The organism is Fructilactobacillus sp. X2R5C3 (genome assembly GCF_059901325.1).
Genome location: NZ_JBWXUY010000003.1, coordinates 173699 through 192892, shown reverse-complemented (window position 1 = coordinate 192892; position 19194 = coordinate 173699). Strand labels below are relative to the sequence as shown.

The 19194-nt window shown below is 37.8% G+C and carries 15 protein-coding genes and 1 other annotated feature; all 15 genes read right to left on the bottom strand.

All coding sequences use genetic code 11. The features are described 5' to 3' along the window. Positions 1 to 9: 9 nt before the first annotated feature. Positions 10 to 2658 (bottom strand): DNA mismatch repair protein MutS, encoded by a 2649-nt coding sequence (gene mutS / locus AC6UDE_RS05800; protein ID WP_500696880.1) that lies wholly within the window; start codon positions 2656 to 2658, stop codon positions 10 to 12. A 15-nt stretch (positions 2659 to 2673) separates the two neighbouring features. Beyond that, the gene (locus tag AC6UDE_RS05795) at positions 2674 to 3483 is read right to left on the bottom strand and encodes a TIGR00282 family metallophosphoesterase (RefSeq protein WP_500696879.1); all 810 of its coding nucleotides are present in this window, start codon (positions 3481 to 3483) and stop codon (positions 2674 to 2676) included. An 83-nt stretch (positions 3484 to 3566) separates the two neighbouring features. After that, a complete protein-coding gene (rny, locus tag AC6UDE_RS05790) occupies positions 3567 to 5123 on the bottom strand; it encodes a ribonuclease Y (RefSeq protein ID WP_500696083.1) in 1557 nt (518 codons plus the stop codon). 139 nt (positions 5124 to 5262) lie between these two features. After that, positions 5263 to 6501, bottom strand: coding sequence for a competence/damage-inducible protein A (locus AC6UDE_RS05785; RefSeq protein WP_500696878.1), 1239 nt, complete (start codon positions 6499 to 6501; stop codon positions 5263 to 5265). A 23-nt stretch (positions 6502 to 6524) separates the two neighbouring features. Further along, entirely contained in the window at positions 6525 to 7106 is a 582-nt protein-coding gene (gene pgsA, locus AC6UDE_RS05780; RefSeq protein WP_500694381.1) for a CDP-diacylglycerol--glycerol-3-phosphate 3-phosphatidyltransferase, read from the bottom strand. A 73-nt stretch (positions 7107 to 7179) separates the two neighbouring features. Continuing rightward, complete coding sequence (locus AC6UDE_RS05775) at positions 7180 to 8145, bottom strand: helix-turn-helix domain-containing protein (RefSeq protein ID WP_500694380.1); 966 nt, start codon at positions 8143 to 8145, stop codon at positions 7180 to 7182. 71 nt (positions 8146 to 8216) lie between these two features. Beyond that, positions 8217 to 9503: an EF-P 5-aminopentanol modification-associated protein YfmH gene (gene yfmH / locus AC6UDE_RS05770; RefSeq protein WP_500696877.1), complete on the bottom strand. Its 1287-nt coding sequence runs from the start codon at positions 9501 to 9503 to the stop codon at positions 8217 to 8219. After that, positions 9496 to 10758, bottom strand: a complete 1263-nt coding sequence (gene yfmF / locus AC6UDE_RS05765) for an EF-P 5-aminopentanol modification-associated protein YfmF (RefSeq protein WP_500696876.1) — start codon at positions 10756 to 10758, stop codon at positions 9496 to 9498. Before yfmF ends, yfmH begins: the two co-directional genes overlap by 8 nt. Before the next feature lie 67 nt (positions 10759 to 10825). After that, positions 10826 to 11629: a septum site-determining protein MinD gene (gene minD, locus AC6UDE_RS05760; RefSeq protein WP_500694377.1), complete on the bottom strand. Its 804-nt coding sequence runs from the start codon at positions 11627 to 11629 to the stop codon at positions 10826 to 10828. After that, positions 11629 to 12309 (bottom strand): septum site-determining protein MinC, encoded by a 681-nt coding sequence (locus AC6UDE_RS05755; protein ID WP_500694376.1) that lies wholly within the window; start codon positions 12307 to 12309, stop codon positions 11629 to 11631. Before AC6UDE_RS05755 ends, minD begins: the two co-directional genes overlap by 1 nt. 18 nt (positions 12310 to 12327) lie before the next feature. Next, complete coding sequence (gene mreD, locus AC6UDE_RS05750) at positions 12328 to 12876, bottom strand: rod shape-determining protein MreD (RefSeq protein ID WP_500694375.1); 549 nt, start codon at positions 12874 to 12876, stop codon at positions 12328 to 12330. Continuing rightward, the gene (gene mreC / locus AC6UDE_RS05745) at positions 12860 to 13708 is read right to left on the bottom strand and encodes a rod shape-determining protein MreC (protein WP_500694374.1); all 849 of its coding nucleotides are present in this window, start codon (positions 13706 to 13708) and stop codon (positions 12860 to 12862) included. The genes mreD and mreC overlap by 17 nt, the downstream gene beginning before the upstream one ends. A 59-nt stretch (positions 13709 to 13767) precedes the next feature. Next, positions 13768 to 14772 carry a rod shape-determining protein gene (locus AC6UDE_RS05740; RefSeq protein WP_500696905.1) on the bottom strand — a complete coding sequence of 335 codons (1005 nt, stop codon included), beginning with the start codon at positions 14770 to 14772 and terminating at the stop codon, positions 13768 to 13770. A 107-nt stretch (positions 14773 to 14879) separates the two neighbouring features. Beyond that, a complete protein-coding gene (locus AC6UDE_RS05735) occupies positions 14880 to 16223 on the bottom strand; it encodes a bifunctional folylpolyglutamate synthase/dihydrofolate synthase (protein ID WP_500696875.1) in 1344 nt (447 codons plus the stop codon). A gap of 49 nt (positions 16224 to 16272) precedes the next feature. After that, a complete protein-coding gene (locus AC6UDE_RS05730; protein WP_500696874.1) occupies positions 16273 to 18939 on the bottom strand; it encodes a valine--tRNA ligase in 2667 nt (888 codons plus the stop codon). A gap of 36 nt (positions 18940 to 18975) precedes the next feature. Next, positions 18976 to 19179: a binding site (T-box leader), on the bottom strand. Positions 19180 to 19194 lie beyond the last annotated feature (15 nt).

Sequence of the window (19194 nt, the reverse complement as noted above, 5' to 3'; positions counted from 1 at the left end):
ATCACCGCCTTAATTTTCTAACTTAGTCTTCCATTTATACACCAAATTCATGATCTGAATCGGAGTCTTACTCATAAGATCTGTATTCTCAATGTCCTCAATAATCTTACTTTTGTTTTTATCTAATGACTTATCATTTTTGGGGTCATCCACTTTAAACAATGCCATTTGTTCTGAATCATTTAAATCAATTGAACTAGATGGCGTGGTAGATGCTGGTTTATCTTTATGAACGGAACCTTGATCCTGAGTAACATGATTATCACTACTTTTTTGTTGCTCATCATCTTCTAACTTTAAAAGAACCGTGCTAGCGCGCTTCAACAACTGATCAGGAAGGCCAGCTAACTTAGCAACATTAATCCCATAGGAACGATCGGCTGGTCCATTCATAATTTTATGAAGAAAAACCAGGTTGCCATCTTTTTCGACTGCCCCAACGTGAACGTTCTTTAAATGTTTTAACTCTTGATCTAATTCGGTTAATTCATGGTAATGAGTCGAAAATAGTGTTTTAGCACCAATATTATCATGAATATACTCAATGATAGATTGTGCAAGTGCCATGCCATCATATGTGGAAGTTCCTCGTCCAATTTCGTCAAACAAAATCAATGAATTAGCGGAGGCATGTTTCAAGGCTTCATTGGCTTCCCTCATCTCCACCATAAACGTACTTTTACCCGAAATAAGGTCATCGGCAGCACCAATCCGAGTGAAAATTTGATCGAATATGGGCATCTCGGCTGCATCAGCTGGAACAAAACACCCCATTTGTGCCAGGATTACAATTAGAGCTAGCTGTCTCATGTATGTGCTTTTACCGGACATGTTCGGACCAGTAATTAATAATTCAGAAATATCTGGATTCATTATCACATCATTTGGAACATAACTTTGAGCCCCCATCACACGCTCCACAACGGGATGACGTCCTGCTTTAATGTTCAAATCATGACCATTATTAAACTTGGGCTTTACAAATTGATACTTCTCAGAAATAGTCGCAAAGCTCTGCAAAACGTCTAAACGTGAAATCCCACTCGCTAACTTCTGAATTCGCGGAATCTGCTTTTTAATCTTATCTCTGACCTCTGCAAAAATTTCATATTCTAAACTTTTAGATTTCTCTTCTGCTTCTAAAATAATCGATTCTTTTTCTTTTAGTTCTGGTGTTGAAAAACGTTCCGCATTGGTAAGTGTCTGAAGACGTTCATACCTACTATCATCAAGTTTACCAAGATTACCTTTCGATACCTCAATATAGTAGCCAAATACTCGATTATAACCAATCTTGAGGTTATGGATCCCAGTTTCCTGACGCTCTTTAGCTTCCATATCAGCTAACCATTTTTTACCATTTTTCATGGCATCCCGATACCGATCAAGTTGTTTATTATAACCATTTCTAATGACTCCACCATCCGTGACAGAAATTGGGGGTTCTGAAACGATGGCGTCTTTTATTAATTCATACACATCATTAACATCATCGAGTTTTTGATAAATTTCATCAAACTCTGGAGTATCTAGGTCATTTAAAACATGCTTAATTTTGGGAATTTGTTCAAGTGAAGTCTCCAGCTGAATCAAGTCTCTACCGTTTACTCTGCCAAATGAAATTCGTCCAGAAAGTCGCTCTAAATCATAAACTTTAATCAAATTGTCGGAAAGCTCACTCCGCTCATAATAATTATCTAAGAGCGTCCCAACTAGATTCTGGCGTTGCTCAATCTCTTTCCGATTAATTAGCGGCCGCTCTAACCATTGCTTAAGTTTTCTACCACCCATTGCCGTTTTAGTATCGTCAACGATCCATAGCAACGTGCCACTCTTTTTGCCGGTCCTAATGTTTTTAGTTAGTTCCAGATTATATTGCGAATTATGATCAATTTTCAAAAAAGAACTTGGCTCATATCTAACTGCTGGTTGAATATGAGATAAACTACGCTTTTGTGTGTCCGAAATATAAGTTAATAACATTTTAAGGGAGTCAATTAGCGTTGGATCATCAATATTAGTAATGACATTTGACCCCACCTCAGAAGTTTGATTCTCTTTTGAAATAAGAACACCGATTTCCTTTAGTTGATGAATCAAATTATCATCGATCGAGTCGTTAACTACAATCTCTTTTGAATTAAGATTAATCACTTCGTTTAAGACAGCTTCATCGCTTGCTAACAAGCTAACCTTTAACTCACCTGTAGAAAGATCAATGTAAGAAAATCCAAAAGAATGCTCATCTTTATTATAAGTAACCGCGGTTAAGTAGTTGTTGACCTTGGCATTTTCGGCATTGGCATCAGTTTGAGTTCCAGGCGTAATTAGCTGAATAACATCCCGATCTACCATTCCCTTAGCAGTCCGAGGGTCTTCCATCTGTTCACAAATTGCTACCTTGTATCCCTTATCTACTAAGGTATCAATGTAATTTTGAACGGATTGATGAGGAACGCCACACATCGGAATGGGATTATCTGACTTCCTACTTCGTTTGGTTAAAGTTAACTCCAACAATTGCGCACCCTTAATAGCATCCTCGTTAAACAATTCATAAAAATCGCCAATTCGATAAAACAAAAAAGCATCAGGATATTGATCCTTAACTTTTTGATATTGTTGCATCATTGGCGTAGTTTGTTTTGATTTTGCCATTAACATCGCTCCTCTTTAAAATTCTTGATATGGGTGATCCTTGTTGATTAAAATATTCTTAATTTTTTTAGCTTTGCCAGACTGGTTATCGACATCAATGTAGCAACCTGACAACACTGCTGCGCCAGTCTCTTGAACCTCAAAACGATTAGGGCGTGCCGTCATAAACTTATTAATAACGGGTTCAAACTTCATTCCAATCACTCCATCATCTGGTCCAGTCATCCCTGCATCAGTTAAAAAGGCCGTCCCACTTGGTAAGATTTGCCCATCACTAGTCTGCACGTGGGTATGGGTACCCACTAATGCGGAGATTTTCCCATCCAAATGAAGCGCCATGGCCTTCTTTTCACTAGTAGTTTCGGCATGAAAATCCACAAAGATGATATTAAACCCATTGGTATGTAGCTTATCAAGAAGCGCATCGACTTTACTAAATGGATCATCAATTTCATCCATAAACACGCGACCTTGAAGGTTAATCACAGCTACCTTCCTACCATTAACGTTCATTTCTATGTAGCCCTTTCCTGGGACATCTTTTCCAGGATAGTTAAGGGGACGAATTAAATTTGGGGTTTGATTAATAAAATCAAAAATTTCTGGATTATTCCAGGCATGATTCCCCAAAGTAATCACGTCTGCTCCGGCATGCATAATTTTTAAATAAAGATCATGATTAATCCCACGTCCCACCTTTGTTGCATTTTCGCCATTCACAATGGTTGCCTGTGGTTTTAAGTCATGTTTTAGCAAGGGTAGATATTTTTCTACCGTCGCCACCCCAATATTGCCAACCGTGTCACCTAAAAATAAAAATCGCATATCCGCTCTCCATCTTCTACTGTAATACCCTTATTTTACACTGATAAATCAAAATAAAAAAGACCAGGATAATCTCTGATCTTTTACTTGGCATATTCAACTGAGCGGACTTCCCGAATCACATCTACCTTGACATGACCAGGATGATTCATTTCCTTTTCAATCTTATCTTTAATATCTCTGGCAAGTACAATTGCTTCTGTGTCAGAAATCTTTTCGGGTTTGGCAATCACTCTAATTTCGCGACCCGCCTGAACTGCATAACTCTTGGAAACCTCGTCAAAACTATTACTAATTTTTTCAAGTTTATCTAAACGATGAACGAAGCTTTCAAGTGAATCACTCTTTGCACCAGGTCGTGCCATTGAAATCTTATCGGCAACATCAACTAATTCTGAAATCATATAATGTGGCTCACTTTTTTGACCACCTAATTGAATTGTATCAATTACTTCTGGGCTCTCACCATATTTCTTTGCAATATCAATCCCAGCATCAACATATGAAACATCAGTTCCACTATTTGACGACAGACCAATCTCACGCAACAATCCCGCTCTTTTCGCTAATGTAACATCTTCACCTAACTCAGCAGCAAACACTCCCGCCAATTTTGCTACTTGAATGGAGCGTGATAAAACATTTTGTCCATATGAAATTTTATATTTCAATTGACCAATTAATTTAATCAAATCAGGGTTCATTGAATGAATCCCTAAATCAAAGACAACGTTTTCCCCAGTCTCTTGAATTTGAGCATCGAGTTCTTTTTTACTCTTCTCAACCATTTCTTCAATACGTGCTGGATGAATCCTTCCGTCTTTAATCAACTTTTCAAGTGCCATTTTGGCGACTTCACGTCGAACTGGATTAAAACCACTTAAAACCACCGCATTGGGAGTATCATCAATAATTAGATCAATCCCAGTCAATGATTCAAAGGTTCTAATGTTTCGACCCTCACGTCCAATGATTCTACCTTTCATATCATCATTGGGTAAAGTTACTACAGACACAGTAGTCTCTGAGACAATATCAGCAGAACTCTGTTGAAGTGCTTCAACAATCAAGTTTTTAGCATCCTTAGCAGAAGCTTCTTTAGCAGCATCGTAACTCTCTTTAATCATTTGAGCACGGGTATCAGCCAATTCTTGCTTAGTCTCATCAATTACCATCGTACGAGCTTCCTCTTTAGTTAAATTAGAAACTCTGGCAACTTCCTGTTGCCGTTTTTCAATAAGTGAATCTGCTTTTTGTTGTTTCTTTGTCAGTTCTTGCTTTTCTTTTTCAAGTTTTTCTTCTTGCCGTTCCAAAGAATTATCACGTTTCTCAAACGCACTATCCTTTCGATCAAGCGTTTCTTCACGTTTCAACAAACGATCTTCTTGTTTTTGAACTTCAAGACGACGCTTTTTCAACTCTTTTTCTACTTGAAGTCGATAAGCATTCCCCTTCTCTTTTGCCTCTAAACTAGCTTCTTTAAGCGAGTTTTCAGCTTGCTTTTCAGCATCAGAAAGGATATCTTTTGCACTTTCATGAGCAGCATCTAACTTCTTCTCAGATACCTGCTTATAGGTGAACTGACCAATCAAAAAACCAACAACGACAGCGATAACAGCGGAAACAACTGTAACTATCATTTACATATGCCTCCGTATCACTAATAAAAAATTTATTTAAATAACTAGCATAAACGTTATTCACTTCTTAATTCTAAAGTTTAGAAAAATTAGTGTCAACTAGTATGTACAAAATAGGAGAACCAATATCCTCCTATTTTCACTTTAAATTATCATAAATCATTTTAAGACCGCATTTTGTAGCGTAATCACGAATTTCATTTCGATCCTTGCCAAAATTAAATTCACGGGTCTTAACCTCACCATCAGGTAATGAAATTCCTACCCAGAAATTCCCAGCAGGATGTCCTTCCAATTCATCAGGTCCAGCAACTCCAGTAAAAGAAACCGAAACGTCAGTATTGAGAATTGCTTTCGAATTTTTAGCCATCCAAACAGCCGTCTCAGATGAAACCACTCCATGCTTATCAATCACTTCGCTTGGAATGTGCAAGACATCCTCTTTCACTTTAACCGAATAAGTCACAAATCCACCTGGGAAAACCTCAGAGACACCTGAGACATCACCAAGCCGACTCTGAAACATCCCAGCAGTAAGTGATTCTGCCGCAGTGATCGACAATGCTTTCTTTTTAAGGATATTAACAGCTACTTTAGCCAATGAGTTATCATCACCAAAACCATAGAAATATTTCCCTACAATTGAGTTTACTTTAAAGATCATTTCATCAATTAAATGATCGACATCTGATTTTTTCTTTCCACTCGCAGTAATTCTTAGGGTAACTTCATTTCGCTTGGCGTACGTTGCTAAAGTTGGATTCGTTTGATGAGAAATCAAGGGCTTTAATTGATCCTCAAGTTCTGTTTCACCAATTCCAAAGAAACGCATTACTTTGGAAGCAATAACGGGATTACCACTAGCTAATTTAGTCAAAATTGGAAGTGCATATTTAGTAAACATGTGTTGCATCTCAACTGGTGGTCCAGGTAAAACCAAGTAATCACAGTTCTTAGTCGTAAAAAACATGCCAACGGCAAAGCCATTATCGTTTGGTAATACAGTCGCACCGTGGATATATTCAGCTTGAATATCAGCATTTTGAGGCTTTTCCATTGGATAATTTTTATGAAAATGATTAATTTTTTCCAGTGCTTTTTGATTAGTATCTAACCCAAGACCCAAATGCTTAGCTAGCACAATCTTAGTAATGTCATCTTCGGTAGGACCTAACCCACCTGTTAAAACCACTAAGTTGCTTCGACTTTCAGCAAGCTTTATAACAGCTTCTAACCGTTTGTAATTATCTCCAACGGTGTCTTGAAAGTAAACATCAATTCCTAAATTTGCCAGATGACGCGCAATAAAGGGCGCACTGGTGTCAGTAATTTCACCAAGGAGAATTTCCGTCCCAACTGATATTATTTCAGCATTCATCAAACCACTCCTAACTGTATTAATTAAAATGAATCAGAAAAAACTTTTCGGTTCTTGTAAAAGTACTCAATACCAGAGTAAATGGTAAAGAATAAGCAGATGTATAAACAGATTTGGCCCATCGGAAGATTAATGTTATTAAATAATGCATTATTTAATAACAGAATAATAATCGCAATCATCTGGAAAAAGGTTTTAATCTTGCCTGGCCACGCAGCCGCAACAACTTCACCATCATTTTCAACAACAATTAAACGTAAACCAGTCACGGCTAATTCACGACAAACAATGATAGCCGCAATCCAACTAGCAACACTGCCAAGACCAACTAAGACAATGAAGGCACACATTACCAACATCTTATCCGCTAACGGGTCAGCGAATTTCCCAAAATTAGTCACTAGGTGTTGTCTTCTCGCAATTTGACCATCCAAAAAGTCCGTTAACGCTGCCACAATGAATACCACGGTAGCTAAAACCTGTGTAACTGGAATCATGGTTCCCACGATCATCACGCTGCCAAGATCCATTGGCACAACCAGTAAAATTAAAAATATTGGTATTAAAATTATTCTAAATAAAGTTAATTTATTTGGTAAGTTCAAAAGTTTATCCTCCTGAGGTTAAACGCTAAAATAACGACCTGCTATCTTTAACAGATCGTTATTTAGGTTTGGGTTAAAGTTTATTTGTAATTTTAAAAGTGACATTTCTAACTTGAGCATTCCCATTGTTAGCGGGCTTCTCTAAATTAGCTTTTTGACCGTTAATCGTGATGTCAGTAGCGGGGGCATTGCCGAGGTTAACGTTAAATTCTTTCGTGTTAGCAGGAATGGTGACATCATGAGTCTGGTTGGGATTTAAAGTTCCCTGCCAAACCTGTGATCCATTAACCGAAACAGCTGACCAAGACTTAGCATTTCCCTTTAAAGTGACCTTTGTTTCTTTTTCATTGGTTTTAACATTGTACTCGTTCTCATTAGCACCCTTAGCAATCTGGGTTCCTTGATTATTCTGATTCTTTGTTTTGGCCTCTTTGGCCTTATCCTGAGCGGCCTTCTTCGAACGCGAGCTGGCCATCGAACTTGAACTATCCGAAGATACGGAAACAGACGTTGTACTTGAAGTAGTATCTGAATTGTGATGAGCTAACTTTCCGGCTCCAACCCAGATGACGCCAATGATAATAATCACAATGACCACAATTCCAACAATCGGAATTAGTTTCTTCACACCAGATCCTGAAGGGCCTGATTCTGGACTCGTTGAGTGATGTCTAACAGAACGTTGTTTGGGCATCTCAGACTGAACTGGTTGAGGATTTTCCTTAATGTTATTTTGACCCTCACCGTTATCGTCCTCAGAAGAGCCAAACTTTTCTCCACCAGGAAGCTCGGAGTCATATTTTTGAATAAACTCGCTTCCGTTTAAACCAACTGCATCTGCAAACTGTTTAACAAAAGCACGAACGTAAAAATCACCAGGCAGTGCCTTAAAGTCATCTTGTTCAATTGCTTCTAAATAACGTTTTTGAATTTTAGTTTTCTTTTGAACGTCATCAATTGAAATTCCTGAGTCAACTCTAGCCTTACGCAATAATTGACCAATGTTTACACTTTTTTGATTTTTTTCTTCTTTATCCATATGTAAAACCCCATCATTTTAGATTTCATTGTCAGTATATCACAACGCGTTACCTTAAAAAAAGATATACATTAAGAAATAACCTTCAAAGTTGTTTTATTAAAGTCAAAGAATTTACTAGCAAAATCAATTACCTCATGAACGGAAAGTTGGTTTAAGATTTGAACTTCATCAAAAAGATTGATATATCCATTTAGTGGATCTCCCATTTGATTCGCAATAGCCGAGTTGGAATTCATAAGTGAAATATACTGTCCAATTTCTTCTCGTTTAATTAGGTTAAAAATCTTAGACAATTTTGCGTCGTCATTTAATCCATTCTTAATTTCACGTTCAACGGCTTTTCGAAACTCTTCTGGACGATTTGAATCCTCTACAAAGATCACAAATTGATAACCATCTTCTAGATCAAAGTCATAACCAAACGAATCATTTATGATCTCCTTGGAATAGAGTTTTTGATATGGCTCAGCATCTTCAGAAAAAATCATCGACAAAAACAATCCCAGTGATAATTCGTTTTTAGTGAATTGGACCCCACTACTAATCTCGTCAGGTCCTCTAAATCCAACCGCAACTTTCCTTGTTGTCAAATTCATAGTAGTATGCTCATCTGATATAATCGAGCTTTTCTTAATGGCATCATTCGTTTGCCGCTTCAAGGTTAAAATCTCAGATTGACTAATTGAGGGAATGGTTCTTTCAAGTCTTTCAATCCTTTCAATCGCATCACTCTCGTTGACATTTCCAACGAGCATTAAATCCATATTGTTTGGAACATAATACTGGTTATACATTGCATACAAGTCTTCTGTCGTAATTTTGGCAATTGAATCAATTGTGCCCGCAATATCATGATCAAGTGGAGAGTTATGATACATATTTCCGATCGTATCAAAATAAATTCTAGAACCGGGATCATCTTGATACATCATAATTTCCTGTCCAATGATGCCCTGCTCTTTTTGAACTTTTTTTTCGTCAAAATACGGATGCTGAACCAAATCAACTAAAATATCTAAATTATCACCAACATGATTAGTTGTATTGAAAAGATAACTGGTTTGATCAAAACTCGTAAACGCATTTGAATCCGATCCAAATTTGCCAAACTGATCACTTGAATCATAATTTTGTTTATCAAACATTTTATGTTCCAAAAAATGAGCAATTCCGAGCGGCATCTTTCGGGATCGTTTATTTTCCAAAATCAAATTATTAATTGCACCAAAATGAACGTTTAAAATGCCGTAGGTCGAATGAAAGCCTGGCTTAGAGTCAATAAATACTTTCATTCCGTTATCTAATTGATAGCGGTAAACCGTTTCATTTAGCTTGTCATACTTAATTTCAACCATTATTAATTCCTTCCAATAAAAATTTAGCCCGCAATTTAAACTTCGAAGCTACTTGACTTACATCGTCACTGGTAACGCCTCTAGCTCTATTAATCCATTGACTGGAGCTCAAATCGATCCCATATAGTTCATTAATAAAATCACCATTAAGCGTTCGGCGTTGGCTATCAAATTTAGAATAATATCCATCAATCAATGCTGATTTAATGTCTAAAAATCGCTGATCCGAATACTCTTGTTTCTGAATTAAACTAACTTGCTCATCAATTAACTGGCTAACTTGATCTACGTCCCCCGCGTTAATGCCACTTTCAATTAACACATACCCCAAAGTAGAATTATAATTACTCGAAATGTAATATGCTAAGCTATGTTTTTCACGAATATTGTGAAACATTAATGATTGTTGGGCTCCCCCAAGCAAAGCATTAAAAACAATTGCTGCGTAATAGTCATCATCATTTACGAAAATAGGAAAATCAAAAGCTAAATCAAACTTGGATTGTTCTCCATTAATTTTTTCAACCTGAGTCCTGATCGGTAAGGAGCTAAAATTGCGATTCATTGACTCATTAAATTCCCTTCTGGGCAAAAACGGCAGATGCGTCTCAATCATCTGAGTTTGTTTCTCCGAGAGATCGCCTAAAATCGAAATATAAATCTCATCGTTTTTAAGAAGGCTTTCCCACTCTTTTACAACAGCCTCATTTTCTAAGTTTTTAATTTGCTCCTGATTTCCAATGATTGAATTGGCATAATTGGGTTGGTCGGAAAAGTAAAGCTCTCGAGCTCTCTTCGCTGCATAATAACGATGGTCATCATTAAGAGAATCTAGATACTGAATTAAATTTTTTCGTTGAATTTCAAATTGTTCATTGACGTAATGTTCACCATCAAGGTTGGGATGAAAGATAACTTCTGAAAGAAAAGTCAACGCATCGTCAAAAACATCAGAATTATCCAACGTAAATTCGTCATTAACAAAGCTCATAACCACTCTCAACACACTGCGATTGCCAACTTTAAACACATTCGTGCCAAAACTGGCACCAAATAGTTCGGAAAGTCTTCTAGCCAACTTTAATTTTGAATCGTACTTGTGACTATAATTTTCCATCATTTCAGAAACCATGGTTCTAGCAGAATAATCTGCATAGTTTAACGGGGCAACAAAGTCAATTGTGATCGCTGTTGTTTTGAATTTATTACTCTCATGAACATTTAAATGAACCCCATTTGTGATTGTTTTTTTCAAACTAATTCCTCCAAAATAAAAAGTTCCCATAGAAAGAATTCTAAGAGAACTTTATCAATTAGTATAACTAATTCTTTGTAAATACGTGTTTGAATTTAGACCAAAACCCTTTTTTCTGTGGCTTAATTTTCATCAATGGAACGGTTTCTCCAAGCAAGCGTCGTGCGATGTTACGATAAGCCGTTGATGCAGGATCATCAGTGTCTAAAACTACTGGTTCGCCATGATTTGAAGTAGTAATCACCTTATCATCATCAACTACAACTCCAAGTAAACTAATTCCCAGGTGATGAGTAATTTCATCAACATCCATCACATCGCCATTGTCCATCATACTTGGACGAACCCGGTTAATGACTAACCTTGGAGCTTCTTTTAAAGGATGCTTCCCTAATAGCCCTACAATTCGATCTGCATCTCGAACTGCAGAAATTTCCGGGGTGGTAACCACAATGGCACTATCTGCCCCAGCAACGGAATTGAGAAACCCTTGTTCAATTCCTGCCGGACAATCAATCAACACGAAATCAAATTGTGGCTTTAATTCATCAACAATATCTTTAACTTGGTCCTCTTTTAAGGCCGATTTATCTGTATTCTGAGCGGCTGGTAATAAGTATAAATTATCGTCAAAGCGTTTATCCTTTACCAATGCTTTTTGCAGTGGAACCCGTCCATTTGCAACGTCAACGATGTCATACATAATTCGATTATCTAGTCCAAGAACGACGTCAAGGTTTCTAAGGCCGATATCCAAATCCATCAAACAGACGCGCTTCCCCATTAAGGCTAAAGCAGTCCCGATGTTAGCTGAGGTAGTTGTCTTACCAACTCCACCCTTTCCAGAGGTAATAACGATTGCTTTTCCCATTATTCGGTTCCTCCTATTCGATTATAAAACTTCGGACTAATGTCTTTAATCTGATCTAAATTGCCATACTCGATAGTATGTAAGTCATTAATGTAAATAACAGTACGGCTGTTTTCAGAAATTCTATTCTTATTATCGCTGACGATATCAAACTGTTCTCCGATCCGAACCTGCTGGGCATCGTTTAAGTTGCCAATTACAATGGCCTCTTCATCGTTCGGAAATCCAGCGTGCACAATTCCTCTCACATATCCTAAATTATAAACGTTACCGCCCGCAAGTAATTTACCTCCCTCATGAATGGCACCAAAAAAAAGGACGTCGCCCTTGGCTGTAATCTCTTCACCATTTCTGATGGTTCTCCCAATAACGGAAACCTTATTTAAGTCCCGGATTCGGTATGCTTCTGATGTAGTAACTACATCAGCCATAAATCGCCTGATACTCATCCTTGGATATTTAGAAACAATCTCCCTTAACGTTTGCTTTTGCGCTCCAGTGAGAATCCGATTCCCGGTAAAAACATCAAAAGAAAATTGTTTAGCATTCCCTAATTCTTTTCCACTACTAAGTTGTTCCATCAAGTTCTTGAATTCATTAATGTCACTATCAAAACTACTGGTATCAGAAATATTAATTTCATAACCATTTTGAGTACCCTTTAAAACTACATTTTCCATACAGTCAATGCTCCTAGTTTAACTAAAATAATTGAAAAGTGCCCTGATTGGGAGATACAGAATTACAAATAAGATCAGGTTCAACACTAACGTTGGCCCTAAAGTATAAATCAATAACTGTACACCACTAAGAGAGGCAATATGTGCAATTCGGTCACCTAAGTAGCTCAAAATAAATACCACCAAAACATCCCCAACATAAAGTAGAGATGAAGTGACCATGTTTTCACGCACAAATTTTAAAACCATTCGATTAATATAAACCACCAGCGGAAATGCAAACGTAAAGATCCCAATAATTCCAACGTAATAAATATCATAAACGATTCCAATTCCTAAGGCCCACCAGCCCATGTGTAATTTCTCATGGCGCGCAAAAAGAGTGGCCATTACCAACCACAATAAGGTTAAGTAAGGTACCATTGAAAATTTGCCAAAAAGTACTGGTGAAAAAAGTTTAGAAATCGTTCCTTCCAGTAGAAATGAAATGACCAACCCAATTGGATATAAGAATTTTAACCGGGAAGGACGTCTCATTGGACTTCCTCTTCTAATCCTTCTTGCCAATTACGGTCACCGCCTCAATATCATCCATATTTGCAGCTGGTTTAATGTTGACTTTTTCAGAAATACCATCACTATTTTGTTTAGTTCCAGCAACTTTTCCGACATAAAGTCCCTTAGGAGTCACGCCACCAAGACCATTAGTCATAACTTTCGTCCCCGTCTTGATCTTGTCTTGATTAGTAACACTTCCCATTACCAACTCATTAGTATCACGATTATAACCGTCAATTAATCCATTAACGACTTTCTTTTCTCCTTGAACCTGAACCGCAAAACGACTAGCAGTATCACTTTTGTCGGTGATTAGTTCGACTTTACTGTTGGTCTTATTAACTTCAGCAACCCGACCAACTAATCCAGAATTAACAATTACAGACATGTTCTTTTGAACTCCTGCAGCCGATCCCTTATTAATGATCAGTTGATTTTGCCATGAGGATGGCGTCCTAGTAATTACGCTAGCATTAATCGCCTTGTAGTCCGTGGGAGTCCCCTTGATATTTAACTGTTGTCTTAATTTTTCATTTTCATTTTCCAGTGCTTGATTTTTAACTTGAGTTTGAGCTAATTGTTCAACCTGACCCTTTAAATGATTATTTTCCTGATAAGTATTTAACAAATTATCAGTGGCACCAAACAATGAGCCAACGCCATTGGCAGGAATACTAACAATTCGATCGCCAAATCCAACAACATCATTTCCAACTTGTTGAATCAATGGAGGAGTAGCACGATTTTTTCGCACTGCCACTGACCCACTAATCAAACCTAAGCCAATAATTAAGCAAACGACAATGATTACTAGCTTTCGACTTGAAAAAAACTTGTGCATAATAATCCTCCGTACGTGCTTAAAATAAATAAGCGGGAATTCATCCCCGCTTATCCAATTTATTTTCTATTCATTGCCTCAATACTTTTAAGCGATTCACCGGTTCCAATTGCTACACAATCCATCGGATCTTTGGCAATTGTCACAGGAACTTGAGTGGCATCTGATACTACTTTTGGGAGATTTTTGAGTAGAGCACCGCCACCGGTAAGAACAATTCCATGATCAATCACATCAGCAGAAATTTCAGGAGATGTCTCTTCTAGAGTTTCTTTAATCGTAGTGATAATCTCAAGAATGTCTTCGTGCATTGCAGAAGCCACATCCTCCGCAGTTACTTCAACTGACTTAGGAAGGCCGGTCAATAAGTCTCTTCCACGAACGGTTTCATCATTCATGTCCTTCGCGGCACCAATTGATGCAGAACCAATGGTGCATTTCAAATGTTCTGCAGTTGGTTCACCAATTAGCACATTATAATTTTTTCTGATAAAGGTAACGATCACTTCGTTCAACTTATCACCAGCCATTCTCACCGAACGTGATGATACGATCCCACCAAGAGAAATAGTAGCGACGTCGGTAGTTCCACCACCAATGTCAACAACCATGCTTCCAGTTGGATCCATAACTGGTAGACCGGCACCAATTGCAGCAGCAAATGGTTCTTCGATTACATAAGCATCCTTTGCTCCAGCAACTCGAGTAGCATCAATTACGGCACGCTTTTCTACAGCAGTGATACCACTTGGAACACAAACCATTACATAAGGCTTACCACCGTGGCTTCCCAATGCTTTATCGATATAATATTTCATCATGGTCACAGTAGTATCATAATCAGCAATTACACCGTCTTTCATTGGACGAATAGCTTCAATGCTGGCAGGCGTTCTACCAATCATAGATTCGGCTTGTTTACCAACAGCAACAATCTCGCCAGTTTTTGTATTTTTAGCAACCACAGAGGGTTCTCGTAAAACGATTCCTTTTCCATCAACATAAACAATGGTATTAGCGGTTCCTAAATCGATTCCGATGTTTTTTGTACCTAATCCGAACAATTTATTCATCCCTTCAATTTTAAGTTTTAATTTTTAAGTAATTACTTTGATAAGACTAGTATATCATACTGCATTTATATCAGTCAGAAATATAAGGCCAAAATTAGTTACTTAAGTTTTTCTTCATTTTCTTTAATATATTTTCTAACTTCCGAGATAAATAACAGCGATCCAGTAACCAAAATTAACTGATTATCATTTTTACTGTCACGGACCTTTTTTACCGATTTGTTCAGTGCTTTATGCCAATCGCTAACTAATGAAACATTGGGAAAGTTATTGATATCAAGTTTAGAAAAGTCAGCACTTGCTCGCTTTTCTCCCGCAGAAAACCGTGTCAAAATAACGTCACTATTAGACAAAGACTTAACAATTTTTAGCATTTCTGGATACTGTTTGTCAGCGAAAACCCCCATCACAATTGTAAGATGAGAATTTCTCCACTTACTACTTCTAAAACGAAGTGACGACAAAAGGCTCTGAATTGCTGGGACATTATGTGCCCCATCAATCATAATCGTGGGATCATTATTAATTACTTCCATCCTTCCAATCCATTTTGTTGAACTAATTCCCGCTTTGACCGAAGAAATCATGGATGGTTCTGTCATGTTTAAATATTTGAACGCATAAACCAAGAAAGCTTCAATCGCAATTGCAGCATCTTCCATTTCAAAGCTTCCAATTTGTTTCATTGAAATGTTATCAATGTTCAAATGATCACTTGAAAAATTAAAATGATTTTGATTTGCCGGCACGAATTGATAATCACGCTTTAATTCCCAAATTGGACTATCTAATTTTATAGCTGCTCGTTCAATCACCTTTCTCGGACCTGCTTTGATCCCTCCAATCACACATGGATGGTTTTTGCGAATAATTCCAGCCTTATTATCCGCAATTTTTTCTTCCGAATCACCAAGCAGTGCCATGTGATCCATCCCAATGGTAGTAATAATTGACATTTCCGAATTAACCACGTTGGTTGAATCGGATCTTCCTCCAATTCCGGCCTCCACAATCACAACGTCAACGGGATGATCACGGAAATAGATGAACATCATAGCGCAAATGATTTCAAATTCAGAGGGACCTAAATCAGGATCATTATTATCAATTTCATCGACAATCGGCTTAATTTCACGCACCAACTCTAAAATTTCATCATCTGAAATTGGTTGATTATTCACACTGATCCGCTCGTTGAACTTAATCATAAATGGTGAAGTAAAAGTTCCAACTGAGAGTCCAGAAGCCATTAACATGTTACTTAAATAAGCAACACATGAGCCCTTTCCATTAGTTCCCGCTACGTGAATGCAGTTTAGCGTTTTTTCTGGAAAATCCAATTTCTTCATAAAGTGATCCATCCGCTTTGTAGGTGGTTCTTTTTTAATTCGTGGTCTACCATGGATATACTTTAATGCTGCACTGTAACTATCAATCACCATTGCCACTCCTCTAAAAAGAAGGCTCAGCTGTTTAGCTGAGCCTCGTCTTTTACTTATTTAAAGCATCGATTACATCTTTAAGTCGGATTTTAACGGCTTTAAGTTTAGCCTCATTGTCGGTTTGCTTTTCCTTTTGCTCGTTGACAACTGCCTCCGGAGCATTGTCTACAAACTTTTTATTAGCTAATTTTTTCTGTGCTCGTTTGACTTCCGATTCAAATTTTTGGACTTCCTTTTGTAGCCTTTCTTTTTCATCATTTAGGTCAACCAGTTCATCCAATGGGATACTGATCTCAGCATCAGTAATTACCGATGTCATAGCCAATTTAGGAATATTAATGTCAGAACCAATCTCTAACTTATTAGGATGACCAAATCGTTCAATGTAGTCACTGTTATCTTCTAGTATCTTTTTCAAATCGGAATTCTTAGTTTTAACTAGAATGTCAACTGGACTAGATAGTGGTGCATTAACCTCTGAACGGATATTTCTGACCGCTTTAATAACGTCAATCAGATGATTCATATTTGATTCTGCTTTTTTATCATCAAACTCATCATGAGTTACTGGATACTCAGCTACCACCAATGATTCACCAACGTGCGGCATTGAAAGCCAAATTTTTTCAGTAACAAATGGCATAACTGGTTGGAGTAATCGCAAGATTTGATCCAAAACGTACGCTAGGATATTTCGCGTGTTTTGTTTGGCTTTTTCATCTGAGCCAGTCAAAATTTCCTTACTCATTTCAATGTACCAATCACAAAAATCATTCCAAATAAAATCATAAAGTGAACGGTTGGCTTCACCAAAGTTAAACTTGTCATATTCTTCGGTAACATGCTTAACAACAGAGTTTAATTTCGAAAGAATCCATCGATCGGATAAATTCCATTCTGACTGAGCTGGTAACTCTGGTTTAGACATGTCACCTAAATTCATGATGACATAACGACTGGCATTCCAAATCTTATTGACAAAATTCCAGGCTGATTCGACCTTACTATAACTAAACTTCATGTCCTGTCCAGGCGTTGTTCCAGTTGAAAGGCACCATCTCAAGGCATCTGCTCCGTACTGATCAATAACATCCATTGGATCAATCCCGTTACCTAAAGACTTACTCATCTTAACCCCATGTTCATCACGGATTAAACCATGTAACAGCACGTTTTTAAATGGACGCTTACCGGTAAAATGTAAACTTTGAAAAATCATTCTTGAGATCCAGAAGAACACCAGATCATAACCAGTTACAAGCGTGTTGGTAGGAAAATAGCGTTGATAATCTTTTGAGTCAGTATCAGGCCAACCAAGGGTTGTAAATGGCCATAAAGCTGATGAAAACCAGGTATCCAACACGTCTGGATCTTGCGTCCAGTTTTCGGGATCCTTAGGAGCGTTTTCGCCAACGTAAATCTTGCCAGTCTCATTATTGTACCAGGCAGGAATCCGATGTCCCCACCATAGTTGCCTTGAAATAACCCAATCATGAACGTTTTCCATCCATTGCATAAAGGTATGCTCAAATCGTTCTGGAATGAAACTAACCGCATCATTGGTCTTTTGATTCTCCATTGCCTTTTTGGCCAATGGTTTCATTTTTACAAACCATTGAGTCGAAAGACGAGCTTCAACCTGAACTCCGGTTCTTTCAGAATGACCAACTGAGTGAACAATGGGATCAATTTTAATCATCAAGCCTTGATCTTCAAGGTCCTTGACCATTGCCTTTCGAGCATCAAAACGATCCATGCCTTCATACTTCCCAGCATTTTCGTTCATCGTAGCGTCTTCATTCATGGTATTAATCCGTTTTAAATCATGTCTGTTCCCAACTTTAAAATCATTAGGATCGTGGGCTGGCGTAATCTTAACCATTCCAGTCCCAAATTCAGGATCAACGTACTGATCGGCAATAATCGGAATGGTCCGATTTACGAGTGGAACAACGACCTCTTTACCCACTAAATCTTTATAACGATCATCACTTGGGTTCACTGCGACAGCAGTATCACCCATCATAGTCTCAGGACGAGTTGTAGCGATTTCAATGTAATTCTTTCCATTAAATTTCGTATCATCAGCAAACGGATACTTAACGTGATAGAAAGCGCCTTTATCATCTTTGTGAATAACTTCAATATCAGATAAAGCAGTCCGAGCCTTTGGATCCCAATTAATAATGTATTCACCACGGTAAATTAACCCTTGATTGTACAGGTCAACAAATACTTTCCTGACGGCTTTTGACAAACCATCATCCAACGTAAAGCGTTCACGACTGTAATCAAGTGATAACCCTAGTTTGGCCCACTGTTTATGGATCGTATCAGCAAAGTCGTCTTTCCATTCCCAAACCTTATCGACAAATTTTTCACGACCCAAATCGTACCGCGAGATTCCCTTCTCGTTAAGCATTGCTTCAACTTTTGCCTGAGTTGCAATCCCAGCATGATCCATCCCAGGAATCCAAACTGTATCATAACCTTGCATCCGTTTCTGTCTAATCAACATGTCTTGAAGGGTGGTATTCCAGGCATGACCCAAGTGAAGCTTACCGGTCACATTTGGCGGAGGTAAAACAATTGAATATGGTTTTGCCTTTTTATCCCCATTTGGCTTGAAAACATCCTCATCAAGCCATTTCTTATACATCCCTGCTTCAACTAAGTTGGGATCATATTTCGTTGACATATCTACTTCTTTTGCCATTTCTTCACCTCATTTAAAATAAAAAGCATCCGTCCAGAATAGGACGAATGCTCGCGGTACCACCTAAATTGAATTATTGCTAATTCCAACTTAACTAGATAACGGCTAGTACCGATTACATCTTAATTCATTCAACATAACTGCTCACAAGCAACAATGACAGTTTTAACGCATGGACTTTCCAGCACGTGTCCACTCTCTGCGCGTCATAACAACCAACCTCTTGATCAAAGCATTTAACATAATAAATATTAC